24 protein-coding genes are annotated in these 23953 nt (G+C 66.8%); 9 read left to right on the top strand and 15 right to left on the bottom strand.

The window, feature by feature from the left end:
• Nucleotides 1-10: 10 nt before the first annotated feature.
• A complete protein-coding gene (locus LRA87_RS06110) occupies nt 11-190 on the bottom strand; it encodes a hypothetical protein (RefSeq protein ID WP_230630118.1) in 180 nt (59 codons plus the stop codon).
• A 231-nt stretch (nt 191-421) separates the two neighbouring features.
• On the bottom strand, nt 422-1381 hold the full coding sequence (locus tag LRA87_RS06105; RefSeq protein WP_230630116.1) for a threonine ammonia-lyase: 960 nt from the start codon (nt 1379-1381) through the stop codon (nt 422-424).
• A 139-nt stretch (nt 1382-1520) separates the two neighbouring features.
• Between LRA87_RS06105 and LRA87_RS06100 the strand changes: the two genes are divergently transcribed.
• The 5 genes from LRA87_RS06100 to LRA87_RS06080 all read left to right on the top strand — a co-directional run bounded on the left by LRA87_RS06100 (nt 1521) and on the right by LRA87_RS06080 (nt 5266).
• Complete coding sequence (locus LRA87_RS06100; RefSeq protein ID WP_230630114.1) at nt 1521-2759, top strand: type III PLP-dependent enzyme; 1239 nt, start codon at nt 1521-1523, stop codon at nt 2757-2759.
• Nucleotides 2760-2877: 118 nt separating this feature from the next.
• Nucleotides 2878-3960: a 1,9-bis(guanidino)-5-aza-nonane synthase gene (locus LRA87_RS06095; protein ID WP_230630112.1), complete on the top strand. Its 1083-nt coding sequence runs from the start codon at nt 2878-2880 to the stop codon at nt 3958-3960.
• A 253-nt stretch (nt 3961-4213) separates the two neighbouring features.
• On the top strand, nt 4214-4639 hold the full coding sequence (locus tag LRA87_RS06090; protein ID WP_230630110.1) for an MAPEG family protein: 426 nt from the start codon (nt 4214-4216) through the stop codon (nt 4637-4639).
• Nucleotides 4639-4824, top strand: a complete 186-nt coding sequence (locus LRA87_RS06085) for a hypothetical protein (RefSeq protein ID WP_230630108.1) — start codon at nt 4639-4641, stop codon at nt 4822-4824. The genes LRA87_RS06090 and LRA87_RS06085 overlap by 1 nt, the downstream gene beginning before the upstream one ends.
• Nucleotides 4825-4954: 130 nt before the next feature.
• A complete protein-coding gene (locus tag LRA87_RS06080; protein WP_230630106.1) occupies nt 4955-5266 on the top strand; it encodes a hypothetical protein in 312 nt (103 codons plus the stop codon).
• A gap of 61 nt (nt 5267-5327) precedes the next feature.
• On the opposite strand, the gene LRA87_RS06075 is transcribed toward LRA87_RS06080, so the two are convergent.
• Genes LRA87_RS06075 through LRA87_RS06030 form a run of 10 tightly spaced genes read right to left on the bottom strand, consistent with a single transcriptional unit; the run spans nt 5328 to nt 17817 of the window.
• On the bottom strand, nt 5328-7214 hold the full coding sequence (locus tag LRA87_RS06075; protein WP_230630104.1) for an XrtA/PEP-CTERM system amidotransferase: 1887 nt from the start codon (nt 7212-7214) through the stop codon (nt 5328-5330).
• Nucleotides 7214-8740 carry an exosortase A gene (gene xrtA / locus LRA87_RS06070; RefSeq protein ID WP_230630102.1) on the bottom strand — a complete coding sequence of 509 codons (1527 nt, stop codon included), beginning with the start codon at nt 8738-8740 and terminating at the stop codon, nt 7214-7216. The genes LRA87_RS06075 and xrtA overlap by 1 nt, the downstream gene beginning before the upstream one ends.
• Nucleotides 8737-9906, bottom strand: coding sequence for a TIGR03087 family PEP-CTERM/XrtA system glycosyltransferase (locus tag LRA87_RS06065; RefSeq protein WP_230631162.1), 1170 nt, complete (start codon nt 9904-9906; stop codon nt 8737-8739). Before LRA87_RS06065 ends, xrtA begins: the two co-directional genes overlap by 4 nt.
• On the bottom strand, nt 9906-10949 hold the full coding sequence (locus LRA87_RS06060; protein ID WP_230630100.1) for a FemAB family XrtA/PEP-CTERM system-associated protein: 1044 nt from the start codon (nt 10947-10949) through the stop codon (nt 9906-9908). The genes LRA87_RS06065 and LRA87_RS06060 overlap by 1 nt, the downstream gene beginning before the upstream one ends.
• Nucleotides 10946-11800, bottom strand: a complete 855-nt coding sequence (locus LRA87_RS06055; RefSeq protein ID WP_230630098.1) for an XrtA system polysaccharide deacetylase — start codon at nt 11798-11800, stop codon at nt 10946-10948. The genes LRA87_RS06060 and LRA87_RS06055 overlap by 4 nt, the downstream gene beginning before the upstream one ends.
• Nucleotides 11790-13040 (bottom strand): ExeA family protein, encoded by a 1251-nt coding sequence (locus LRA87_RS06050; RefSeq protein ID WP_230630096.1) that lies wholly within the window; start codon nt 13038-13040, stop codon nt 11790-11792. Before LRA87_RS06050 ends, LRA87_RS06055 begins: the two co-directional genes overlap by 11 nt.
• A 10-nt stretch (nt 13041-13050) precedes the next feature.
• The gene (locus tag LRA87_RS06045; protein WP_230630095.1) at nt 13051-14652 is read right to left on the bottom strand and encodes a hypothetical protein; all 1602 of its coding nucleotides are present in this window, start codon (nt 14650-14652) and stop codon (nt 13051-13053) included.
• The gene (locus LRA87_RS06040) at nt 14652-15632 is read right to left on the bottom strand and encodes an AAA family ATPase (protein WP_230630093.1); all 981 of its coding nucleotides are present in this window, start codon (nt 15630-15632) and stop codon (nt 14652-14654) included. Before LRA87_RS06040 ends, LRA87_RS06045 begins: the two co-directional genes overlap by 1 nt.
• A 17-nt stretch (nt 15633-15649) precedes the next feature.
• On the bottom strand, nt 15650-17161 hold the full coding sequence (locus tag LRA87_RS06035) for an XrtA system polysaccharide chain length determinant (protein ID WP_230630091.1): 1512 nt from the start codon (nt 17159-17161) through the stop codon (nt 15650-15652).
• A gap of 11 nt (nt 17162-17172) precedes the next feature.
• Nucleotides 17173-17817, bottom strand: a complete 645-nt coding sequence (locus tag LRA87_RS06030) for an XrtA/PEP-CTERM system exopolysaccharide export protein (protein ID WP_230630089.1) — start codon at nt 17815-17817, stop codon at nt 17173-17175.
• A 154-nt stretch (nt 17818-17971) separates the two neighbouring features.
• Here LRA87_RS06030 and LRA87_RS06025 point away from each other — a divergent pair, with 154 nt between their 5' ends.
• The gene (locus LRA87_RS06025; RefSeq protein ID WP_230630087.1) at nt 17972-18400 is read left to right on the top strand and encodes a DUF4879 domain-containing protein; all 429 of its coding nucleotides are present in this window, start codon (nt 17972-17974) and stop codon (nt 18398-18400) included.
• Here LRA87_RS06025 and LRA87_RS06020 read toward each other — a convergent pair whose 3' ends face one another.
• Nucleotides 18401-19615, bottom strand: coding sequence for a pyridoxal-dependent decarboxylase, exosortase A system-associated (locus LRA87_RS06020; RefSeq protein WP_230630085.1), 1215 nt, complete (start codon nt 19613-19615; stop codon nt 18401-18403).
• The gene (locus LRA87_RS06015) at nt 19612-21108 is read right to left on the bottom strand and encodes an AMP-binding protein (RefSeq protein WP_230630083.1); all 1497 of its coding nucleotides are present in this window, start codon (nt 21106-21108) and stop codon (nt 19612-19614) included. The genes LRA87_RS06020 and LRA87_RS06015 overlap by 4 nt, the downstream gene beginning before the upstream one ends.
• 83 nt (nt 21109-21191) lie before the next feature.
• On the opposite strand from LRA87_RS06015, the gene LRA87_RS06010 reads away from it, so the two are divergent.
• From LRA87_RS06010 to LRA87_RS06000, 3 genes are read left to right on the top strand one after another with little or no spacing between them, the layout of a single operon-like run.
• Entirely contained in the window at nt 21192-21464 is a 273-nt protein-coding gene (locus LRA87_RS06010; protein ID WP_230631161.1) for an acyl carrier protein, read from the top strand.
• An 8-nt stretch (nt 21465-21472) separates the two neighbouring features.
• Complete coding sequence (locus LRA87_RS06005) at nt 21473-22183, top strand: hypothetical protein (RefSeq protein ID WP_230630081.1); 711 nt, start codon at nt 21473-21475, stop codon at nt 22181-22183.
• Nucleotides 22171-22932 carry a hydrolase 1, exosortase A system-associated gene (locus tag LRA87_RS06000; protein ID WP_230630079.1) on the top strand — a complete coding sequence of 254 codons (762 nt, stop codon included), beginning with the start codon at nt 22171-22173 and terminating at the stop codon, nt 22930-22932. Before LRA87_RS06005 ends, LRA87_RS06000 begins: the two co-directional genes overlap by 13 nt.
• Before the next feature lie 3 nt (nt 22933-22935).
• Here LRA87_RS06000 and trxB read toward each other — a convergent pair whose 3' ends face one another.
• Nucleotides 22936-23904: a thioredoxin-disulfide reductase gene (trxB, locus tag LRA87_RS05995; protein ID WP_230630077.1), complete on the bottom strand. Its 969-nt coding sequence runs from the start codon at nt 23902-23904 to the stop codon at nt 22936-22938.
• Between the last annotated feature and the right edge of the window lie 49 nt (nt 23905-23953).

Raw genomic sequence — 23953 nt, 5'->3', positions numbered from 1 at the left:
TAAAGAATGGCTACATCTGCCAGATGACCACGTTGCCCAGCAGCACCGCAGCCATCACCAGCAACAGCACCGCCTTCTTTCGGTCCCCGCCCCGCGCGAGTAGCGCACCGCCCCCGATCAGACAGGCGAAGCAACCCAGCATGGCAATGGCGGGTGCGGCATTGGCGATCGATCCAAGGGGGCCAGTCATGCGGAGATTGTGCCGCGATTGCCCCGGTAAGTCGAGCCACCCGCTATCAAACGCAACCTCCCCCCCTCCCTGCAAGGGAGGGTCAGGGGTGGGTGGAAGCCGGGCGATACGGTTCAGACCAAGCGCGTCCCGTCCATATCGCCAAGCAGCAACCTACCATCAGCCCCTCTGTTGCAGGGAGGGGAGCAGCATTCTTTAACAGCCCCGCCATAATGGCAGGGTAACGTCCGCTCAGCCGATCGCCCGCGCATAAGCATCGATGTCGACGTTCCCCCCCGACAGCACCACCAGCAGCCCCGGCTCCACCACCACTTTCCCCGCCAGTACCGCAGCCAGCCCGACCGCGCCGCCGGGTTCGATCACCAGCCGCAGATGCTCCGCTGCCCAGCGCTGCGCCTTTGCAATCTCTGCCTCGCTCACCGCCACGCCGGTCGCGTCGCGCCGCGACAGCACGTCGAACGTCAGCGGCGACACCCGCGTCGTCTGCAATGAATCGCACGCGGTCGGCGGTGGGTTCGGCCCGACCGGCTCGATCCAAGATGCCTCCAGCGAACGGCGCATGTCGTCCCAGCCTTCGGGCTCGACCACGGTGATCGCCGCATCCTTGAGTCCCAGCGCGATACCCGCCGACAGCCCCCCGCCGCCGCACGGCACCACCGCCCGCACCACTGGCCCAAGCCCGAGCGCCACCATCTGCGCTTCCGCTTCGATGCCCGCGCTCCCCTGACCCTCGATGATCCACGCGTCGTCGAAGCTCGGCACCAACGTCGCGCCCCGCGCCTCCGCCAGCCGCCCGGCGATCGCCTCGCGGCTTTCGGTCGCGCGGTCGTAGCGGACCACCTCCGCGTCCAGCGCCAGCGTCCCCTCCAGCTTTGCGCGCGGCGCATCTGCGGGCATCACGATCGTTGCCGCGATCCCCAGCCGTTTCGCCGCCCAGGCGACCCCCTGCGCATGATTCCCCGACGAGAACGCCACCACCCCGCGACGTCGCGCATCCTCGTCCAATGCGGTCAGTCGATGCCACGCGCCGCGAATCTTGAACGCGCCAATTGGCTGCAACGATTCGGCCTTGAACGCGACGTCTACACCTTTGATTTCACGCGTATAAAGCGGCGTCGGCGGCAGGATGCGGGCGATCTTTTCGGCGGCATCCCGCACCCCCGCTCGCGTCGGCTGTCGCAAAATCGTCACTATCTGTCCTTTCGTGCACCAACCCACTTTACATGGGGGTCGGACGACCATAGATCGCGCTTCCGCTGCCCCATGGGACTTCCAACCGCAAGGCAGCTTTTGTCACCGTATGCCGAAAGGCAATTGGAGGTCCCTTGAATTGGCCAAGCACGATAGCGCGCTGGGGTTAGCGCCCCTCTCGACCGCCCGTACCGCATCTGTTCGCGGGGGCATCGACATCGCCAAGGCGCGCCCGGTGGACCCGGTCACGCTCGTTCGTCCGCACGCCGCGGCACGGGCAGCCCGATTCTTCGTCGAGAAGTTTCCGGGCCGCTCGATGTACGCGGTGAAGGCGAACCCCAGCCCGGATCTGCTCCAGATCCTCTGGGACAACGGCATCACGCATTACGATACCGCATCAATCGCCGAAGTGCGTCTGGTCAAGGCGACGCTGCCGAATGCCACCTGCTGCTTCATGCACCCGGTCAAGTCGGAAGAGGCGATCGCCGAGGCGTATTTCGTCCATGACGTGAAGACCTTCTCGCTCGACAGCATGGAAGAGCTCGACAAGATCGTCGTCGCCACCCGTGGCGCGACCGACCTGACGCTGTGCGTGCGGCTGCGCGTGTCGTCGGAATATGCCAAGCTCAGCCTCGGCTCGAAGTTTGGCGTCGGCCCCGGCGAGACCAAAGAACTGCTGATGGCGACCCGTCAGGTCGCCGACGCCCTCGGCATCTGCTTCCACGTCGGTAGCCAGACGATGTCGCCCGACGCGTATTCCAACGCGATGGAGCGCGCCCGCGCTGCGATCGTCGAGGCGGCGGTGACCGTGGACGTCATCGACGTCGGCGGCGGCTTCCCGTCGAGCTATCCCGGCATGACCCCGCCGCCGCTGGAGCGTTTCTTCGAGACGATCCACCGCGCGTTCGAGAGCCTGCCGATCAGCTATTCGGCCGAGTTGTGGGCCGAGCCGGGCCGCTCGCTGTGCGCGGAATATGCCTCGGTCGTGGTGCGCGTTGAGCGTCGCCGCGGTAACGAGCTGTACATCAACGACGGCGCCTATGGCACGCTGTTCGATGCCGCGCATATCGGCTGGAAGTATCCGGTGCAGCTGCTCCGCGAACCCGACAGCGACGCGCGCGACATGGACTTCGCCTTCTGGGGCCCGACCTGCGACGACCTCGACTATATGGCCGGCCCGTTCCCGCTGCCCGCGGACACGAACACCGGCGATTATTTCGAGATCGGTATGCTCGGCGCCTATGGCTCGGCGATGCGCACGCAGTTCAACGGCTTCGGCATCAGCGAGAACGTCATCGCCGATGACGAACCGATGCTCTCGGTCTATATCGAGGACGACCGGCAGGACCAGCGCGCGACCAACGTCGTCAAGCTGTAACGCCCGCCGACTAACGAACGATCTTCCCCCCTTCCGCTGCGGCGGGAGGGGAGGCTTTGGGTTTCCGCGTCCCCAAGTAAGTGAATGACGACGGGTTCTGGATAGCCAAAGGCGAACCATGACCGATACCCTGAACAAGACTGCCGGTGCGAACGCGCCGATCAACGACAATCGCAAGGCCGAACTGCTGTCGAAGCAGGTCAAGCACATCGACATCAAGAGCTTCGACGCGCGCCCGATCGTCGATGCGATGGCCGACATGAGCTTCACCAGCCGCGACCTCGGCCGCGCGACCAACATCTACAACCAGATGCTGGCCGACAAGGATTGCTCGATCTTCCTCGTCATCGCCGGATCGACCTCGGCCGGCGGCTGCATGGACCTGTATGCCGACCTCGTGCGCAACAACATGGTCGACGGCATCGTCGCGACCGGCGCTACCATCGTTGATATGGATTTCTTCGAAGGCCTCGGCCACAAGCACTTCCAGGCGTTGGAAATCCCCGACGATGACACGCTACGCTCGCTCTACATCGACCGCATCTACGACACCTACATCGACGAGGAAGCGCTCCAGAACGTCGACCACACGATCTTCGAGATCGCCGAATCGCTCGAGCCGCGCGCCTATTCCAGCCGCGAATTCATCCGTGAGATGGGCAAGTATCTCGTCGAGCACGGCAAGAAGGAGAACAGCCTCGTCAAGCTCGCCTATGAGCATGACGTGCCGATCTTCTGCCCGGCGTTCGTCGACAGCTCGGCCGGCTTCGGCCTCGTCAAGCATCAGGTCGATGCCGCCAAGGCGGGTCGTCCGTATCTGATGATCGACGCGGTCGCCGACTTCCGCGAACTCACGCAGATCAAGATCGAGGCGGGCGTGACCGGCCTGTTGATGATCGGCGGCGGCGTGCCGAAGAACTTCATCCAGGACACCGTCGTCTGCGCCGAAATCCTCGGCCACGACGACGTGCAGGTCCACAAATACGCGGTGCAGATCACCGTCGCCGACGTCCGCGACGGCGCCTGCTCGTCCTCGACGCTGCAAGAGGCGGCAAGCTGGGGCAAGGTCAACACCGGCATCGAACAGATGGTCTTTGCCGAGGCCGGCTCGGTCATGCCGCTGCTGGCATCCGACGCCTATCACCGCGGCCTGTGGAAGGACCGCCCGGTCCACCGCTGGAGCAAGCTGTTCGACAAGTAAGCGCATGATGCGGGGCGGAGGACACTCCGCCCCGTTTGTCTTCCTCATTCCTCCCCCCGCCAGGGGGAGGTGGCGCGGCAAAGCCGTGACGGAGGGGGAGGTAAGCGACGAATTTTATGACGGGGGATGCGGCTTACCTCCCCCTCCGTCAGCTGCGCTGCCACCTCCCCCTGGCGGGGGAGGAATGAGTTGCACGCACTCAATCACTAATGCACCCTTCCGAAAACGGGAAAACGGGAGGGGAACCCAGATCATGCACAGCGAAATCCTGCGGCCCATGGTCGCGCTCGTCGCCTGGACCTTGGTGATGCTCGTCTGGATGATGGCCACCCGCCTGCCGGCGATGAAGGCAGCCGGCATCGATCTTGGCAAGCTGGTCGGCAGCAAGCCCGCCGACGCCGACCGCGGACTGCCGCCCCATATCCAGTGGATCGCGCACAACCACAATCACCTGATGGAACAGCCGACGCTGTTCTACGCGATCTGCACCGTGATCGCGCTCAGTGGCACCGGCAATGGCGTCAACGCGGCCATTGCCTGGGTCTATGTCGCTCTGCGGGTGCTACATTCGCTGGTACAGGCGACGGTGAACCGGGTAGGGCCTCGCTTCATGCTGTACCTGGCCTCAACCGTCGCGCTTGCCGCGCTCACGCTCCACGCCTCGATGGCGGTGTTCTGATGGCCAAGGGAGAAGGCTTCGAACGCCACCGCCAACCGTGGACGCAGGACGAGATCCAGAAGCTCCACACGCTGGCGAAAAAGGGCATGGCGCTGAAGGCGATCGCCAAGGCCCTCACCCGCAGCGAGGAATCGACCAAAGACCGCGCCAAGGCCGACGGGCTGTCGATCGCCAAGTTGCGGTAGAACGCCGGTCGCATCACACTCACCCGTTACCGCACCGAATGGCGGGGCCAACGATCGCCGGCGGTGTGAGCGTGTGTAATTGGGTGGAACGCGGACGTTGCAGCCAGCCGGTAGGGCGGTACAACCAACCATGCTGTGGAACGTCATAGACAAGCGCACCCGTCCCTATCGCTGGCGCGAGGTCAATGCGGTTGTTGAAGCGGTAGAACACGACAACAGTTGCAATGACGCTGACCAAGCCCCGCAAAGCGATCCGTCACTAACCGTGGACTATAATGCGCTGGAGGCTGTTTCCGTGCAGGAGGCAATAGCTTGGGCCAATCAGCAGCGTTGTCCCGTGACCTTGTATCTCTACGATCTGAACGGCGGCTTCGCAGACGGCGAGCATTTCGATGAAGTCGCCAATAGATCCGCGGACGAAGGAACGAACACGCAGCCCTGAATGTCCGGCATTGGACGTTAGCGGATATGGTAACCACGACGCTGAATGGCGGCGGGCGAGGTCACCCGAACAGCCGCTTGGCGCTCCGCTCCAGCATCAGCAACTGCCATAACGTCCGCCCGTGGTCCGCTCGCCCGCTGCGATGCTCTTCCGCCAACGAGGCGACGGTCTTCATGTCGAGCCAGCCGCTCTCCACCAGCGTTCGTGATCGGCACAGCCCCTCTGCCTCCGCCGCCAGCGCCCCGCGGAACCACGCACTGATCGGGGTAACGAACCCCATCTTCGGCCGGTACAGGATATCCTTCGGCAGATAAGGCTCGAGGCTGCGCTTCATCAGCCACTTCCCCTCGCCACGCCGCAGCCGCATGCCCGCCGGCAGGGTCGCGCAGAATTCGATCAGCCGATGGTCGAGCAAGGGCTCGCGCGCCTCCAGCCCCACCGCCATGCTGGTGCGATCGACCTTGGTCAGGATGTCGCCCGGCAGCCAGATCTTGATGTCGGCATATTGCGCGCGGTCGATCGCATCGCGCGCCGGTGCCGCCCGCATCGCAGCGACATAACGATCCTCCGCACGATGCCCCTGCAGCGCCGCCCGCGCCTCCGCGCTCAGCAACCGCGCGCGCAGCCCGGGCGCGGTCACGCCGACCGCGCGCGCATAGGCTTCGTCGCCATCCGCGCCGAGCGCCAGCAGCGTCGCCTTCGCCCGCAACGGTCGCGGTGCCCAGTCGGCCTTGGGATAATATCGGCCCAGCGTCCCGAACGCCGCCTTCCGCCAGGCCGGCGGCAGAAACCCGCGCACCCGCTCTTCCGCCGCCTGGAACTTGTAGCGGCGATACCCGGCCAGTGCCTCGTCCGCGCCATCGCCCGACAGCGCCACGGTAACGCTTTTCCGTGCCAGCGCCGCCACCTGATAGGTCGCGAGCGCACTGCCATCGGCGAATGGTTCGTCGAAATGATGGACCAGCGTATCGATCAGCGCGAAATCGTCCGAGCGTACGACCTGCACATGATGATCCGTCGCGAAGCGCTGCGCGACCGCCGCCGCATGGACACGCTCGTCATGCCCCGCCTCGTCGAAGCCGATCGTGCAGGTTTTCACCGCCGCCTTGCTCGCCTCGGCCATCAGCGCGACGACCGCTGAACTGTCGACACCACCCGACAGGAACGCGCCCAGCGGCACATCCGCCACCATCCGGCTGCGTACCCCGTCGCGCATCCGCGAGAGCAGCTCCTCGCCCAGCACGCCGGCCGATCCGCTCGCCCGATCGGCGAAGCTCACGTCCCACCAGCGCTTCGGCCGCGGCATCCCCTGCCAGCGTTGCACGTGCAGGAACGTCCCCGCCGGCAGCTTCTTCACGCCCGCGACCAGACAGGCGTCGTCGGGGACGTAGCCGAACGCCAGATAATCCTCGACTGCGGTCACGTCCGGCACCCGCCGCAGCAAGGGATGCGCAAGCAACCCCTTCAGCTCGGAGGCGAAGGCGATGCTGCCATCGGACAGTTCGACGTAATGGAGCGGCTTCACCCCCATCCGGTCGCGCGCCAGGAACAACGTCCCCGCATCGGCATCGTGGATCGCAAAGGCGAACATCCCGTTCAGCCGATCGAGCAGCGCCGGCCCCCACGCGCGCCAGCCGTGCAGCAGCACCTCGGTATCGCCCCGCGTCTGAAAGCGTGCGCCCTTCTGCGCCAACGCGGTGCGCAGCTCGGCGAAATTGTAGATCTCGCCATTGTAGGTCACCGTCAGCGCGCCCGATTGCATCGGCTGCGGCGATCCCTCCAGATCGATGATCGACAGGCGCCGATGCCCCAGCCCGACGCCGGGTGCAGTCCAGATCCCCTCCCCGTCAGGACCGCGATGCGCCTGCGCGCCGATCATCGCCGCGATACGCGCGGGGTCGACCGGCTTCGGCGTACCCGGATGGAAGATGCCGGCGATGCCGCACATCAGCGCAGCCCGGCCGCGGTGTCGCCCAGCACGCCGATCGGGCCGAGTGCCGCCGCCAGCGCCGCGATATCCGCGCGTGCATCACGCCCCGGCACCACCTCTGCCGACACATGGATCGCCACCGCGCGTTGCGGGCCGCCGAGCAGCTTCGCCTTCATCGTTTCGATCTTCACCACGCGTTCGTCCGCCGTTACCCTGTCGCCGACGACGTACCATGTCGCGACGACGCGCTCCACCGGGCCCGGCGCCGTCATCCGCAACGTCGATCCGCCTGCGATCGGGCCGGTATCCGCGATGCGCACCCAGCGGTCCTCCTCGCGGATCACGCCGGTGCCGAACGCGCCGATCTTGTGGCCTTCGCCCTGGCTGCCGAACACCGCGATCGCCAGATCGACCGCCGCGCCGTCGGTCCGCGCATAGCGGCCGAACAGGCTGTGATCGGCGCCGGGATAATACGGCTGCCACGGTGCCGCCCGGCTGAGTGCGATGCGGCTCCACCCCGCGACCTGCGGCAGGTCGATATGCGCCGGCAACGGCGTCGCCCGATGCGCGATGGCGGCGCTCCATGCCGGCCACAGCCCCGCCACGCCGACCGCCAGCAATGTCGCGAGCGGTAATGCCAACAGGCCCCGTCGCGGTACGGGCAGGTCGGCGGGATCGAACATCGCCGCATCCGGCGCGCGATCGAACCAGCGCCAGCCGATGCCCAGCACCGCCGCCATCACCAGTCCGAAGAACACCCAGCCATAGACGACATGGTCGAACCCCGTCGCCGCCTCCACGCTGGTCAGGTGTGCGGCATAGATCGTCCCGAACGCCCGCAGGCCGTTGGCGAGCACCGGTACGACGATCGCGGCGACCATGAACCATGCCCGACGACGCCATGATACGAAGCACACGTTGGCGACGAGCATGCCGAATGCCAGCATCGCGATGACGAATTTCGCGCCAGAACACGCCTCCGCCACCTCGAAATAATACCGGCCCGCGTGGATCAGCACGCCGTTCGATTCCGCCGGCACGCCGACCAGATGCAGCAACGGCATCACGATCCTGACGGTGACGGCCTGCAGCGGCGGCTCCAGCTCCTCGCCGAACGGAACGAGAAACACTGCATAGCCAAGCGGGAACAACAGCCCCCGTGCCACTTGCGGACCAGGCAGGGTCACGGTCGCGCCCTGCAACATCACGATCAGGCCGAATTGCCGCGCGAAGCTGACCGACCCGGCCTGCCCCATCAGCCAGCCGGCGCCGCCTGTGGCGATCAGCGCCAGCCCGGGCCACCACGCCGCCGGCGTCAACGCCGCCAGTTCGCGCCGTCGCTGCCACACCAGCCAGCCGATCACGGGTCCGATGAACAGGCAATGCCCGAAGGTCGTGCTGGTCCACCAGATCGACCCGAGATGCGCGACATCCTCCCGAAACAGCAGCAGGATCGCAGCCACGGCGAGCGCCAGCGCAATCCCGTGCCGCCGCCATACACCGACCGGCACGGCGTCGCGTCCGGATGCCAGCGCGACGATCATGCGGCCAGCCCCAGCAGCGCGTCCAGCGGTGCCAGCCGGGCGTCCCAGTCGTAGCGCGCCAGCACCCGCTCCCGTGCGCTGGCGCCGAGCGCAGCGGCGGCATGCGGGTCGCTCAGCAATCCGGCGATCTGCGCCGCATGATCGGCCGCGTCGTCCGCGACCTGCAACGTGCCGCCATGATCGATCCCCTCGGCCGCAGCTACCGACGCGACCACCGGCCGCGCCATCGCCATCGCTTCCAGCACCTTGTTCTGGATACCTCGCGCCAGCTTGAGCGGAGCGACGCAGACATCGGCCGCCGCTAGCCATGGCCGCACGTCGTCGACCGCACCGGTCACGATCACACCATCGCCGGCGAGCGCCTGCACGGCGGCCGTCGGCGCACGACCGACGATGGCGAATTGGAGCGTCGGAAATCCAGTGCGTAGCAGCGGCAGGACGTCGGCGGCAAACCACGTCACCGCTTCGATGTTGGGGCGGTAATCCATCTGGCCAGTGAAGACGATCAGCGGCGTTTTATCCTCTCCCGTCCTCATGGAAGGCAGAGCGCGGGCAGGATCGAACGCCGCGGCATCGATGCCGTTTTCGACCGCCTCGATCCGCCCCCGACCACCACCGCTGCGAAACAGCGCGGCCTCCGCCTCGCTCACGAACACGCTGGCCCGGACGTTGCCCGCGACCTGCCGCTCGAACGCCCCCAGCATCCTCGCCTCACGCCGCATCATCCACCGCATCGGCAGCGATCCGCTCTCGCCAAAGCCGGCGAATTTGGCCGAATCGACATCGACGAAATCCATCACCGTAGGGACGTCCGTCGGCAGATACTGCGCCATCTGGCCCGAGAAACAATAGACCGCATCGGCGCGCACCCGCGCCACCGCATCGCGCATCGCCTTCGATCCGAACGCCGTCAGCGATACCGGCCTGCGCGTCGCCAGCGCTTCCAGCGCAGCCACCGCCTGCGCCTTGTCGCGCCGGACGATCGCGACGCTCGCCAGCCGCTCCGCCAGTACGGGCGGCACGTCGAAGTCCGCCTCCGTCTCGCCGAACGCTACCAGATGGACCTTCGCTCGCGATGCCAGATAGCGCAGCACGTGATAGCTGCGGATCTTGTCGCCGCGATCGGGCGGGAATGGCGCGCGATGGGCGAGGAACAGCAGCTCCATCACCCCAGCCCGCGCGAAATCCACGGCCCCACGATATTGGCGACCGGCAACGGCAATCGCTGCCACGTCCGTACCATCAGCGCATATTTCGGATTGAGCGGATTGACCTCGCGTGCCTCGCCTTCGCTACGCTTGGCATAGCTGCGAGGGGTCGGAGTAAAGCCCCAGTTCTTCTTGAACGCCGCCGCGCCGGTGCCGGTTTTCGACCGCCCGAAATCGAACCGGGCGCAACCGCGCCCGCGCGCATGGTTCATCAGGGCGAAGTACATGCGGTCATTGGCGCGCAACGTCCGCGCCGCTGCCGTACCGCCGCCCCAGTAAGGAAACACCGTTCCCTGGAAATAGACGCTGAGCACGCTTGCGACCGCGCCGCCCTGGTGGCGCACGGTCAGCACGTCGGCTTCCATCGCCGCCATGACGCTGCGAAACAGCGCGGCGGGAAACACCGGCGTGCCAAGATTGCGCACCGATTCGGCGTAGACGCGATAATGCTCCGCCAGCAGCGCCTCGCCGCCGGTGACGACCTCCAGATCGAGGCCGAGCGAACGCCGCACCTCGGCGCGCTGCTTGCGCGGGATCGCCAGCAATTCGCCTTCTTCCGTCGCGGACAGGTCGCGGACGAAGCCGAGATAGGATGTGTCGTCGGTGTCCCAGCCACCGGGCGCAGGCCCGCCACGCAGTTCGACGCCGGGACAGCCGATCCGCTGCGCCAGTTCCCATGCGCCGGAGCCAAGCGCGTCGACGCCCTCCCCCAGCACACCGCCGTCGACGCCGAAGCCGGTCGAGACCAGCGCCTTGCCGAACAGGGGCGATCGCATCTCGGTCAGCGGCAGGACGCCGGCGATACCGCCATCGGCACGCTCGGCGACCAGATAGCGTGCGCGCTGCCGACAGCCACGCTCGACCGCACGGCTCCACGCGGTGAGATGGAATGGCGTCGCGCCCGCCGTGTCGCGCACGAACGCGTCGATCGTACCGCTCTCGCCGATGTCGGACAGGTTGGCCTCGCGTACGCCGAGCGGCGTTTCCAGCAGCGGGATCACGCTAGCGATGCCGCTTCACGCGCCACCACGGTATCGACCCGTCCCCAATCGTGCCGCGCAATCAGCCCGCGCAACTTGCCCGCCATCGCGCCCAAACGGGAATAATGCCGCACTTTCGATCGCAAAGGCGCGTTTTTGACGCGCGGCTGGTCCGGATCTACCTCCCACGGGTGAAAATAGAAGATACCCGCATGCCCCTCACCATTCACCTGTCGCACGGCGAAGTCGGTCAGCGCTGACGGCAGCAGACGAAAGAATCCGCCACCCGTCGCCAGATGCTTCGCGCCGATCTTCGCCACCGTGACCGGCAGTTCGATCATCGGTGAATCCTTCAATGGCCGAAACGCATAACGCGGCGCGTCGCGCCAGCCGTAATGGTCGTGAACCACCGGCGCGACACTTGATGAATAGGCATAGCCCGCCTCGGCCAGTTCGTTGAATGCCCACAGGTTGCGAGTGTCGATCGAGAAACTCGGGGCGCGATAGCCGGTCACCGCCTGCCCGCTGGCATCCTCCAGCGCCGCACGCGCACGGATCAGATCGGCGCGAAAGGCGCCCGCATCCATCGTAAAGACGCGCTGATGATCCCAGCCGTGGCTCGCGACCTCATGCCCCGCATCGGCGATGCGCCGGATCAGCCGCGGATGCCGTTGCGCAACCCAGCCCAGCGTGAAGAACGTCGCCTTCACCCCCGTTTCGGCGAACAGGTCGAGCACCGCACCGGTGTTCGCCTCCACGCGACTGGCGATCGTGTCCCAGTCCCGCTTCGCGATCACGCGTTCGAATGCGCCGACCTGAAACCATTCCTCGACATCGACCGACAGGCCGTTGAGCACGGCGCTACGCGGCATGATCCCACGCGGCGGGAGCGCGGATGGGGATGTGGTCGTCGGTGATCTCGGACGCGCCGGCGACCACCGCTGCCGCAGCCGCCTCGACCTCGCCGCGATCCGCCTCGACCCAGTCGACCAGCAACGTCAGCACCCGGCGTAGCGCGGCTTCCTGTTCGGCGACGCGCGTCTCCAGCGCCGCAATCCGCTCCTCGGTCAGGGTGGAGGGCAGCGGCTCCGCAACCGGTTCGGCCGCGTCATCGACGACGATGCCCCCCGTGGCGGTTTCGGGTTCGGGCTCGGGCTCGAGCTCCACGACAGGTTCGAGCCATTGCACTGTCCGCGGCACGAAGCGTCGCACCGTCGATTCGGGTGCAGCGTCCTCGGGTTCGGGAGCGACTTGCGGTGCGGGTTCGGCTCTGGCCCCCGTCTCGGCAACCAGCATCGGCAGGTCGGCATGCAGATCGCGAAGCACGTTCCGCACGACCCGCGCGTCGATCATCTCCAGCCCCTCGATCGCGGCATGCAGCATCACGCGTCCGGCAAGCTGGTTGAGCCGGCGGGGCACGCCGCCCGACCCTTGATACATCGCCGAGAAGGCATCGTCGGCAAAGTCCGGACGCCCCTGCCAGCCGACCACCGACAGGCGGTGCGCGATGTAATCGGCGACCTCGCCCGGCTCCATCGGATCGAGATGGTGAATCGCGATTACGCGCTGGCGCAGTTGCTCCAGCCGGTCGGAGCCGTGCAGCCGCTCGCGAAATTCGGGCTGCCCCAGCAGCAGGATCTGCAACAGCGCATGTCCCCCCGCCTGGAAGTTGGACAGCATCCGCAATTCTTCGAGTGCATCGACGGGCAGCGCCTGCGCCTCGTCGACGATCAGCAGCGTGCGCCGGCCTGATCGCGCCACCGCATGCAGCCCGCGTTCGATCGCGGTGAGCAATTGTGCCTTGGCGAGACCCATCGGATCGACACCCAGCCCGGTCGCGACGATGCGCAGCAGGTCGTCGGCGGGGATCGCGGTCGATACGATGGTGATGACGTTGAGCGCGGCGGGATCGAGCATGCCGGTCAGGTGCCCGACCAGCGTCGTCTTGCCTGCGCCGATGTCGCCGGTGACGACGACGAAGCCCTCGCCTTGCGCAAGGCCATAGCCCAGATAGGCCATCGCCTTGCGATGCGTTGCCGTCTCATACCAGAAACGCGCGTCCGGCGTCAGCTGGAACGGCCGCCCCGTCAGTCCGAAATGCTCGTCGTACATCCGTCAGCCCTTAGAACGAGTAGCGCGCGGCGAGCAAAGCCTGCGCCGACCACGTGGTATCCACATCGGCGGTATCGAACGCGTAAACGCCTGCGCTTGCCGAGGTGGTGAGCCGACCGAAGCTGTGCCCGTAGCTGGCGGTCGTGCCGTATGACCAGACGCCGAACGATTGGGCGACGCCCGATTCGTAATAGTTGACGAAGGCGTTGACATCGATCGTCGACACGGGCGTCAGCGTCCGATTGAAGAACAGCTGGCCATAATAGCTCTCGTCCTCGATGCCGTAGAGCGTCACACCGGGCACGCTCTCACGGTTGAACAGCTTGCGATTCGCATAGCCGACGCCGCCGCCATAGATCGACCGGCCGCGTGTCACCGACATGACCGCATCCGCACCGCGGGCGCGATAGCTGGCGGTGGAGATCGACTGGAACACGTCGTTCAGGCACCCGCCCGGGGTCGCGCCGCTGGTCGAGAAGACGCAGCCGTTGAACTGCTGCGTGAACGCATCGCGCGCCGACAGGAAGCTGGTGGGCAAGTTCGACAACCCGGTGCGCAACTGCCGACCGAACGTCGTCACGCTGTCGTACACATCCGCCGAAAAGCCGATATGCTCCGATGCCTGATAGGTCAGCAGCCCGGTATAGCTCACCGAACCATAGCGCTTGCCGACATGTGCCTCCGCCGAGGTGCGGCGGTTTGGCCGCCAGATCACGCCCGCATCATAATAGACGCCGTCGGTGCGATAGGCGATCTGCCGCGGCGAGGCTTCGTTGGTAACGAACCGGCCATCGCGGTCGACCACCGGCACGCCGGTGGCATCGGTCAGCGCAGACCGGCTGCTCGTCTCGATCCGTTCATAGCCGACGCCCGCAGTCAGCGCGACGTTGGCGGACACCGGCGCCAGCACGTCGCCGCGCGCCCGCCAGCCTTCATACCGTCCGTCGAGCTGGCCCGAATCCTCGCGCTCCCATCCGCCGCTGGCGGTCAGACCGATCGGCAGGATCTGGCCCGGCTGCACGCCCAGACTCAACCCTGCGACCTGCCCGAACGAATCGTCGTAATAATCCAGCCGCGGCTGCCCGGCCGGCACTGCCGTGAAGCTGGGGCTTTCGACCTTGGTATAGCCTGCCTGATAGCTTGCCGCGATCGCGACCGGACCCGCATTGGTGGCGTAGCTGGGTCCGCCGTACACCGCATAGACCTGGCTGATGTTGTCGACGTTGCCGACTAGCACGCCCGGTGCGGCGCCGCGGATGTCGGAGCGTGTCCGCGTCGCGATGCCGCCTGCTTCCAGCGTCAGGCCGCGCGCCACCTGCGCCGAAACGCGTGCCAGACCGGTGTGGATGTCGTCATCGCCGATGTCGTCGTCCCACGAGATGCGCCGTTCGTAGCGATACGACAGCTGCCCGGTAACCCGCGCGGTGCTGGCTGCTACGTCGATCCCCGCCGCGATCGTCGAATAGGTCAGCACATCGCCGCTGTTCAGATCGGCGTCGAGCACCTGCCCGACCTCGATATACGGCGTCACCTGCACCCGGCGGCTCTGCGCCTCGGCGCCGGTGCCGGCGATCAGCGCCCCCAGCGCGACGCCCGCGTAAAGAACCCGCATCACTTGCCTGACTCCTGGCCATAATAAGTGCCGTAACGGTGCCCCCCCGGCACGAACGATACGGCATTGAGCACGAGCGCGATCTCGTCACAGCCATCCAGCCGCTGCACCGCCTCGCGCAGTTCGTTTTCCGGCGTGCGATCGGCCCGCACCACCAGCATCACCTGCCCCACCAGCATCGCCAGTACGGCGGCCGGGGACGCCGCGAGCGCCGGCGGCGAGTCGAAGATCACGATGCGGCGCGGGTTGGCCTCGAGCAGCCGCGCCAGCACGGCGCGGGTCCGCGCCGACGCGAGCAATTCGGTATCCGTTGCGGTCTTCGTCCCCGCCGGCAGGATCGACAGTCCACCGACATCGGTCCGGATCACCAGGCTCTCGACATCGACCCGGCCGTCCGCCAGCGCATCGAGCAACCCCGGCTGTTCCGCCATGCCCAATCGTGCCAGCACGTCTGGCTTGGCGAAATCGGCATCGACCAACAGCACTTCGGTATCCCGTTCCGCCGCCATCGACAGCGCCAGATTGACCGCGCAGAACGTCTTGCCGTCGCCCGGTCGTGCCGAACAGACCAGCGCGGTCCGTGCCTTGTCGACCTGCCCGGTTTGCGCCACCCGTTCCCGCGTGATGAGCAGTTGGCGTTTGATCAGCCGGAATTCCTCGGCCAGCGGCCCAACGGGTGCGCCCGGCACGATCATGCCCGCCTCGGCCAGCATGCCGCGGTCGATCGTGGCGATATCGCTCAGTTCGGGCGTGTCGTAGAAGGATTCTGGCAGCTCCTGTCCCACCGGCGCCCGCAATTCCGGCGGGATGGCAAGGAACGTCGCATCCATCTCCATCACGTCCGCGACAGGGGCCGCGACCGGGGCCGCAACCGGCACCGGCGCATGCTGCGGCGCTCGCGCTCTCAGCTGCGAGCCGAAGTCATAGGTCTGCGCCGCACGCTCGAGCAGCGATTCGCGACGGATGGGCTTGTGCATCATATCGTCCTTACCCGCGCTCACGCCGCCATGCCGCGCTGGAGCACCTCGACACCGACCAGCAGCACATAGGCCGCCGCCAGCCCCGCGGCACTGCCCAGGAACAGCTTCAGGCGCTTGGCACGCTGATCCGCCTGGACCCGCGTCACCACTTCGCCGATCGATCCGATCACCGGCATGCCGGTGGCCTTTTCAAGCCGTGGCCCCGTCGCGAATGTCGCGCGCAACTGGCCCAGCGCGAACGCGGCACCCACGCCTGCGCCCAGTCCGGCGATCAGCACGCCGGTCAGCAGCAGCATGCGGTTCGGCGCCGTCGGCGCGCGCGGCATCGTCGGCGGGTCGATAACGGAAAATTTCACGTTATCGGTCTGTGTCTGCGCCTGTCCGCGCAACGCGATCTGCTGGCGCTGGGTCAGCAGCTGGTCGTATTGATCCTTCAGCACCTGATAGTCGCGATCGATCTGGCCTTGCTCTGCCGCGACCTCGGGATCACCCGACAGTTTGGCATTCAGCTGGTCGAGATCGCCCTGCAACTGTGCCTTGCGCATCCGCAACGCCGCCACTGCAGACTGCTTGTCGGCGACCATCGACTGCAGCGACAGGTACAGCGGATTCGGCGTTCCCGCCGTCCCCCCGCCCATCGGTTCGCCGCGTGCCGCAGCCTGCGCCGAGGACAATTGCCGCTTGAGCGCGATCACGTCGGGATGCTGATCCGTATAGCCACGCGCCCGCGCGTCCGCGAGCTGGCCTTGAATCGCGTTCAGCGCGGCGCGTGCCGGGCCGGCAGCGACGCCGCCCATGCCCGGGATCGTGGCAGGCGTGCCCGCCATCTGCCCCTGCACCGCCGCAAGGCTCGATTGCGCGGCGGCAAGGTCGCCGTCGACCTGCGCCATCTGACTGCGTGATGCGCCCATGCGATCGCTGACGCTGCCCGTCCCGGGCAGCGAGCCGAGATAGCGGGTCTGGAAATCGGACCGCTTCGCGTCGGCATCCGACAGTTGCTTTTGCAACTGCTCGAGTTGCTTGTTGAGGAATTCGAGGCTCTGCGACGTCTGGCTACGATCACGACCCAGGTTCTGTTCGACGAAGATGTCGATCAGCTTCTGCGTGATCGCCCGCGCCAGCTTCGGCGAGGACGCAGTCGTGGTGATCTGGAACAGATTGTCCTGCTGGCTCTCCACCTTGATCGCGGTGGCGAGCCCGGCGACCCGATCGGCGATGTCGCGGTCGCTCGACACCGTCTGCGCCAGATCGGTACCACGCACGACCTTTTCCAGATTGACCGCGCTGATCAGTGTCTGGCGGATCGTGTCCACGTCCTTCTGCTGCGTCTGGGCCGGCGCATCCATTGATGCGGGCAGGATCGACTGCATCTGCACGAAGACGCGGGCACGCGATTCATACCGGCTCGGCATCTGGCTCACGACGAACCAGCCGGCGACGCACACACCCCACGCCACCGCCAGCGCCAGCCAGCGCCGCGTCCAGATCGCATGCAGCGCCAGCCGCGCTTCGTCATAGAGGCCGTTCATCCGCTAACGCCTCAAAACATCGATTCGGGAATGATGATGACATCGCCGGGCTGCAGGCCGACGTTGGCACTCGAATCGCCCTTCTTCAGCAGGTCGGCGATCGCCAGCTTGTACTCGTGCTGCTCGCCGGTGTCACGGTCGTGACGAATCAGCTTGGCCTTGTTGCCGGCGGCATATTGGTTGAGGCCGCCGACCGCGATCATCGCGTCCAGCAACGTCATGTTCGCTCGGAACGGGATCGAGGCAGGCTTGTCGGTCGCGCCGATCACCCGGACCTGCTGGCTGTAGGTGCCCGAGAAATTCTCGACGATCACGGAGACGATCGGATCCTTGACATACTGGCCCAGCGCCTTCTTCATGTCGGCGGCCAGCATCGACGGCGTCTTGCCCACCGCCGGCATGTCGTTGATCAGCGGGGTCGTGATGCGGCCATCGGGACGCACCTGCACCTTCGCCGACAGTTCCGGATTGCGCCAGACGAAGACGTTGAGTTGGTCGAGCGGGCCGATGACATATTCCTCGCCCGGCTGCTCCTTGCTCGCGACATAGGATGCCGGCGGCAATTGCGGGCCGCCGCTGCCGCTCGAACAGCCGGACAGCGCCGACGCGGCGGCGCCGACGGCAAGCAGGACACGGACGGAAACACCGGAACGCATTGGGTCTTCTCCTGGCCGCCCGCCACGTCCTGACGTGATACGGGCTTCCAGGGCGCTATGCCGCCGGAGAGGTGAAGATAGCGTTAGGAACGCTTGAAGGCCAGGCGCGATCGGCCGGGCTTTCCCCGCAACCACGATACGTTACAACTGTGCGATGATCCGTTTCCTGCCATTCGCCACGCTCGTGCTCGCCGCGCCCGCTATCGCGCAATCCGCGCCGCCGCTGACCGAACTTCAGATCGTCGCCGTCACATCGATCGATCAGTCCGAACGGATCGGCCCTGACCAGCGCGCGACGACTCGGCGCCACCGCGGTCCGATCACGGTGATCGTGCGAGCGAAGGGCATCGGCCGCGCCCGCGTGTTACGTATCGATGGCGCGCAGGCGATGTCGCAATCCACCAATCGTGCCTTGTGCGGTCCGGCGGTTACGGCAGGCGCCTGCCGGCCGGGCGAGAGCGCCACGGGTATCGAAACCACCTATCACCTCGGCAACCTGCCGCGGGGCACGACAGTGACCGTGCAGGACACGTCGGCGAACCTGCCTGCGCAAACGCTGACAGCGGAGCTAACGATCGACTGATCAGCCCGCCACGATCTCCGTCGCGGGCGGGTGCCCCAGAAATGCGGTGGGGCTTGCCGAGGCGCCATAGGCGCCAGCCAGAAATACGGCGATCAGGTCCCCGGCTTCGGCACGCGGCAATCCGATCCGGTCCCCCAGCCGGTCGAGCGGCGTGCAGAGCGGCCCTACCACCGATACCGTCTCTGCCGCAGCACCACCCATCTCATGCACCAATGCCAGCGGATAATTCCGTCGCACCACCGTGCCGAAGTTGCCCGACGCCGCCAGTTGATGGTTCAGGCCGCCGTCGGTGACGAGAAACGTTTCGCCCTGGCTCTCCTTGCGATCGACGATTCGCGTCAGATAGACACCCGCCTCGGCGACCAGCCACCGTCCCAGCTCGATTCCATAGCGTGTGCCCGCCGCCGTCAGGTCACAATCCGCCACCGCCGCTGCCAGTGCGACGCCGACCCGTTCGACATCGAGTGGCACGTCGCCGGAGAAATACGGGACGCCGAACCCTCCGCCCAGATTGACGAACGGCGGCAAGAGGCCGGCCTCGTCGCCAAGCCGTGCGGCAAGCGCCAGCGTCGCCGCCTGCGTCTCGATGATCGCACCCGCATCCAGCGCCTGACTGCCGGCGTAGATATGAAAGCCGCGCCAGTCCGCGCCAGCATCGACAATCCGGCGGACGAGCGCTGCGACGCGCACCGCGTCGACGCCGAACGGCGACGGCCGTCCGCCCATCTTCATGCCTGATCCGCGTAGCTCGACATCGGGATTGACCCGCACCGCCAGCCGCGGCGTCACGCCCAGTTCCTCGCCGAGCCGCAGCGCCCGCTCCGCTTCTCCCTCCGATTCGACGTTCAGCGTGGCCCCCGCGCGGATCGCGCCGATCAACTCCGCATCGCGTTTACCCGGTCCGGCAAAGCTGATCGAACGCGCTGACATAACCGCCAGCGCCGTCTCCAGTTCGCCCCCAGAGGCGACGTCCAGACCGTCGACCATTGGCGCCACCCGCTCCAGCAATGCCGGCAAAGGATTGGCCTTGATCGCATAATGTAGATCGATACCGGGAAACGCCGCCCGGAAACGCTCGACCCGCGCCGCGATGATACCGACGTCGTAAACGAAGGCCGGGGTGGCGGTCGCCCAGTCCTCCGCACGGGTGCCGGCGATCGTCAGCATGCCCGATTGTTCGGCGAATTCCGCCGGCAACGGTCCCATCGGCTTCATGCCACCACCTCCGCCCGGATCGCCGCGCGATCCAGCTTGCCATTGGCGTTCCGCGGCAAGGCATCGCGCCACTCGTAACGCGCGGGCTGCATGAAGCTCGGCAACAAACTCCGCAACCGGGTTCGCAAGGCATCTTCGCGATCGCGCTCGCCGGTCAGCACCACTATGATCGCCTGCCCCAGCCGCGCATCCGGAACGCCGATCGCCACCGCCTCCCGCGCTTCCTCGCCTGCCAGCACCGCTTCCTCCACCTCGACCGGACTGATCCGGTTGCCCGCGCTCTTGATCATCTCGTCATCCCGCCCGACGAATCGGAACAGGCCGTCCGCTCCCTCGATGACGGTGTCTCCGGACCACACTGCCATGCCACCGCTCTTCGCCCAGACGGGCGCCGGCCGAAACCGCAGCGCGGTACGCTCCGTATCGCGCCAATAGCCCTGCGCCACCAGCGAACCGGCATGCACCAGTTCACCCGGCTCTCCGATCGCTCGCGACCCGTCGGTCTTTACCGCCATCACCTCGGCAAAGGGGATCGCTCGCCCCATCGCATCGGGATGCGCGTCGATCAGCGCCGGGTCGAGCCACGTCGACCGGAATGCCTCGGTCAGTCCATACATCGCCACCACCTCCGCCTCGGGAAAGCGCTTGCGAAGTCCGCGCACCAGCCGCTCCGTCAACGCACCCCCGGAATTGGTCAGCCGCCGCAGCCGCATCGCCGTGTCCGCAGGCCACTCCGCCTCCAGCAATTGGACCCAGAGGGGCGGCACGCCCGCGAGCGTCGTCGCGCCGACTCGCTCCACCGCCTTCACCACATCGCGGGCCGTCAGATAGTCGATCGGTGCCACGGCTCCTCCGGCATACCATGTGGAAAGCAGCTGATTCTGCCCGTAATCGAACGACAGCGGCAGCACGCCCAGCACCCGGTCGTCGGCCGAGATGCGCAGATAATGCGCCACCGACACCGCACCCAGCCACAGGTTGGCGTGGCTCAACATCACGCCCTTTGGTCGCCCCGTCGATCCCGAGGTGTACAGGATCGCCGCCAGCGCATGCGGATCGTGCCGCGAGGAGCCGGGCCCCGTACCACTCATGACCACCAAATCGTCGTCGACCACGCGGCATTCGTCCGGCACGTCGCCGTCTTCCAGCGTCGCCGCTCGTGCGCGCTGTGTCACCAGCACCCGCGCGCCGCTGTCGCCAAGAATATGCGCCACCTGCGCTCGTCTCAGCCCCGGATTGACCGGCACATGTACCAGCCCTGCCCGCGCCGCCGCCAGCGGCATGACGCAGGCGAGCGCCGTCTTCGGCAACCACGACGCCACCCGGTCGCCGGTATCCAGCCCGCATGCCATCAGCCACCCGGCAACGCTTGCGACCGCCCCCTCCAGTTCGGCGAAGCTCCACGTCCGGTGGCGCTCGATCAGCGCCGGATCGTCGCCCCGTCCCCGCAAGACATGATCGATGGGGCAAGGGTCGGGATCGGGCGACAGCATCCCCTCTCATAGCGCCACCCCGTTGCCGAATGCAGCCCCAGCCTCTAACGGGTCCCGAACCGCAACCGATCAGGGCCGCCGCATTGCTCCCCGAAGGCTATCACACCGTCGAAACGACCGTCCGCGCCGTGTTGGCCGATGTCCTGGGGCTCTCGGCAGAGCGGGTTGCCGCCTTCGAGCCGACGACGCCGCTATTCGGCGCATTGCCCGAACTCGATTCGATGGCCGTGGCGGGGGTCCTGACCGAGATCGAGGATCGCCTCGGCATCCTGATCGAGGATGACGAGGTCGACGGCGACATGCTGGAAACGTTCGGCGCGCTGACGGAGTTTGCCGCCGGTAAGGCGCTCGTCTAGCCTGCGGCATGGCGCCGCGCATCGATCACTACGACTGGCCCGGCGGCCGCGAGGCGCTGCTCCGCTTCGGCCCCGATAGCGGCCCGGTGCTCGTCGCCGCGCTGCCGCTGTTCGAGGAAGCGAACCGCACCCGCACCTTTACCGTCACACTGCTGCGCGCGCTGGCGGAACGCGGCATCGCCAGCCTGCTGCCCGATGTGCCCGGACAGGGCGAGAGCATGACGCCGCTCGCCGATCTGACGATCCTGCGCATGGCGGAGGCGCTGGAGGCGGTGACCGACCGCTGCCTCGATGACGGCCGCCGCACCTATGCGCTTGGCATCCGCAGCGGCGCCCTGCTTGACTATTGTGCCCTGCACAGCGGCCGCTGGCATTTCGCGCCGCAAGATGGCCAGAGCCTGCTCCGCGACCTCCACCGCATCTGGCGCGCCGCGGGCCATATCGGCGATCGCGACGCCATGATGTACGGTGCCGACACGGCGGAGATTGCCGGGAACTGCCTGTCGGCCGACCTGCTGTCGTCGCTGTCCGCCGCCAGTGTGTTCGACCAGCCGGACATCCCGCACCGCGTCGTCCGCCTCGCCGGCGACCCCGCCGCGGCAGACCGCAAGATCCACGCCGCACCGCTTTGGCGCAGGAGCGAACCCGGCAACGATCCGGTTCTGGCGCAAGTCCTTGCCGATGATATCGCCGCTTGGGTGGCAGCATGCGAAGCCTGATCGCCTTTCCCTGCGAGGGCGAAACCCTGATCGGCACGGTCGATGTCGCGCCCGGCAAGACCGGCCTGCTGATCGTCTCCGGCGGCAACGAAATCCGCTGTGGCGCGCATCGCGGCATGGCGCTGCTGGCGCAGCAAGTCGCGGCGGCGGGCTATCCGGTATTCCGTTACGACCGTCGCGGTATCGGCGACTCGACCGGCGAGAACGCCGGCTTCCTCGGCGCCAGTCCGGATTTGATAGCCGCCGCATGCGCCTTCCGCAGCCATGCCTGGCAGGTCGACACACTCGTCAGCTTCGGGAATTGCGACGCTGCCAGCACGCTAGCCCTCTTCGGTCGCGCTGCCGGGATCGACCGCCTGATCCTCGCCAACCCCTGGACGGTAGACGATGCCGACGACCTGCCCCCCGCCGCCGCGATACGCGCGACCTACCGCCAGCGCCTGACCAGCCCCGCTGCATGGCGCAAGCTGGTCACCGGCCGGATCAATATCATCAAGGCTGTCAGTGGTTTACGCAAAATCTCTGCGAAACGTCCGCAGGTCCTTGCTGACGAAGTCGTTCACGCCATCGAAGCGTGGGACGATGCGGCGCATGTGATTCTCGCCACCGCAGATGCGACGGCGCAGGCCTATGCCGCCGCCGCCGGTGATATGCCCGCGCAACGGATCGACACGGCATCGCACAGCTTCGCCCGCGAGTCGGACCGGCACGCATTGTCCGATGCCGTCCTCGCCGTACTGTCCCGCTAGATCCTATTCCGCCGCCTCGGCCATCTCCTCGAATTCCGCCGCCGCCAGGAACCGCTCGGCATCCAGTGCCGCCATGCATCCGGTGCCTGCTGCGGTCACCGCCTGCCGGTACACCTTGTCGGCCACGTCGCCGCACGCGAACACGCCGGCCACGCTGGTGCGTGTCGATCCCGTCTCGACCGCGATATAGCCGTCGTCGTCCAGCGCCAGATGCCCGCGGAACAGCTCGGTCGCCGGATGATGCCCGATCGCGACGAAGCCGCCCTCGACATCCAGCTGCGAATGTTCGCCGGTGACGGTATCCTCCAGCGTCAACGCCACCAGCCCGGCATTGCCGCCGCCATCCACGAATTCGCGCACTTCCTTGTTCCACAGCACCGTGACGTTGGGATGCGCATGCAACCGCTCCTGCAAAATCCGCTCGGCACGCAGGCTGTCGCGGCGGTGGATCAGCGTCACGTCATCGCTGTGGTTGGTCAGGTACAGCGCCTCCTCGACCGCGGTGTTGCCGCCGCCGATCACCGCTACCTTCTTGCCGCGATAGAAGAATCCGTCACAGGTCGCGCAGGCGCTGACGCCCTTGCCCTTCATCGCCTCTTCGCTCTCCAGCCCCAGCCACTTGGCCTGCGCGCCGGTCGCGATCACCAGCACCTCGCCCTCGTACACGTCGCCACCGTCGCCGATCAGGCGGAACGGTCGACGCGACAGGTCGACCTCGACGATCGTGTCCCACATCAGCCGTGTGCCGACATGCTCCGCCTGCTTCTGCATCTGCTCCATCAGCCACGGGCCTTGGATCACGTCGGCGAAGCCCGGATAATTCTCGACGTCGGTCGTCGTGGTCAGCTGTCCGCCCGGCTGGATGCCCTGCACCACGATCGGCGCCATGCCCGCACGCGCGCCATAGATCGCCGCCGACAGCCCCGCCGGACCGGAGCCGAGGATGAGCATGCGCGTGGTATGAGTCGTCATGGAACGGGTGCCTGTCGGGAAGGGAAGATTCGGACCCTGATCTAGGGTA

The sequence above is a fragment of the Sphingomonas sp. Leaf37 genome, assembly GCF_920939475.1.
GTDB lineage: Bacteria > Pseudomonadota > Alphaproteobacteria > Sphingomonadales > Sphingomonadaceae > Sphingomonas.
The sequence above is the reverse complement of the archived record's forward strand: the minus strand, read 5'-3'. Positions and strand labels throughout refer to the sequence as shown.

What these genes read in the sequence shown, in the direction of transcription:
- LRA87_RS06110 (WP_230630118.1), bottom strand. Translation starts at nt 190, where the DNA reads ATGACTGGCCCCCTTGGATCGATCGCCAATGCCGCACCCGCCATTGCC.
- LRA87_RS06095 (WP_230630112.1), top strand. Translation starts at nt 2,878, where the DNA reads ATGACCGATACCCTGAACAAGACTGCCGGTGCGAACGCGCCGATCAAC.
- LRA87_RS06090 (WP_230630110.1), top strand. Translation starts at nt 4,214, where the DNA reads ATGCACAGCGAAATCCTGCGGCCCATGGTCGCGCTCGTCGCCTGGACC.
- LRA87_RS06085 (WP_230630108.1), top strand. Translation starts at nt 4,639, where the DNA reads ATGGCCAAGGGAGAAGGCTTCGAACGCCACCGCCAACCGTGGACGCAG.
- LRA87_RS06080 (WP_230630106.1), top strand. Translation starts at nt 4,955, where the DNA reads ATGCTGTGGAACGTCATAGACAAGCGCACCCGTCCCTATCGCTGGCGC.
- LRA87_RS06075 (WP_230630104.1), bottom strand. Translation starts at nt 7,214, where the DNA reads ATGTGCGGCATCGCCGGCATCTTCCATCCGGGTACGCCGAAGCCGGTC.
- xrtA (WP_230630102.1), bottom strand. Translation starts at nt 8,740, where the DNA reads ATGATCGTCGCGCTGGCATCCGGACGCGACGCCGTGCCGGTCGGTGTA.
- LRA87_RS06065 (WP_230631162.1), bottom strand. Translation starts at nt 9,906, where the DNA reads ATGGAGCTGCTGTTCCTCGCCCATCGCGCGCCATTCCCGCCCGATCGC.
- LRA87_RS06055 (WP_230630098.1), bottom strand. Translation starts at nt 11,800, where the DNA reads ATGCCGCGTAGCGCCGTGCTCAACGGCCTGTCGGTCGATGTCGAGGAA.
- LRA87_RS06050 (WP_230630096.1), bottom strand. Translation starts at nt 13,040, where the DNA reads ATGTACGACGAGCATTTCGGACTGACGGGGCGGCCGTTCCAGCTGACG.
- LRA87_RS06045 (WP_230630095.1), bottom strand. Translation starts at nt 14,652, where the DNA reads ATGCGGGTTCTTTACGCGGGCGTCGCGCTGGGGGCGCTGATCGCCGGC.
- LRA87_RS06040 (WP_230630093.1), bottom strand. Translation starts at nt 15,632, where the DNA reads ATGATGCACAAGCCCATCCGTCGCGAATCGCTGCTCGAGCGTGCGGCG.
- LRA87_RS06035 (WP_230630091.1), bottom strand. Translation starts at nt 17,161, where the DNA reads ATGAACGGCCTCTATGACGAAGCGCGGCTGGCGCTGCATGCGATCTGG.
- LRA87_RS06030 (WP_230630089.1), bottom strand. Translation starts at nt 17,817, where the DNA reads ATGCGTTCCGGTGTTTCCGTCCGTGTCCTGCTTGCCGTCGGCGCCGCC.
- LRA87_RS06025 (WP_230630087.1), top strand. Translation starts at nt 17,972, where the DNA reads ATGATCCGTTTCCTGCCATTCGCCACGCTCGTGCTCGCCGCGCCCGCT.
- LRA87_RS06020 (WP_230630085.1), bottom strand. Translation starts at nt 19,615, where the DNA reads ATGAAGCCGATGGGACCGTTGCCGGCGGAATTCGCCGAACAATCGGGC.
- LRA87_RS06015 (WP_230630083.1), bottom strand. Translation starts at nt 21,108, where the DNA reads ATGCTGTCGCCCGATCCCGACCCTTGCCCCATCGATCATGTCTTGCGG.
- LRA87_RS06005 (WP_230630081.1), top strand. Translation starts at nt 21,473, where the DNA reads ATGGCGCCGCGCATCGATCACTACGACTGGCCCGGCGGCCGCGAGGCG.
- LRA87_RS06000 (WP_230630079.1), top strand. Translation starts at nt 22,171, where the DNA reads ATGCGAAGCCTGATCGCCTTTCCCTGCGAGGGCGAAACCCTGATCGGC.
- trxB (WP_230630077.1), bottom strand. Translation starts at nt 23,904, where the DNA reads ATGACGACTCATACCACGCGCATGCTCATCCTCGGCTCCGGTCCGGCG.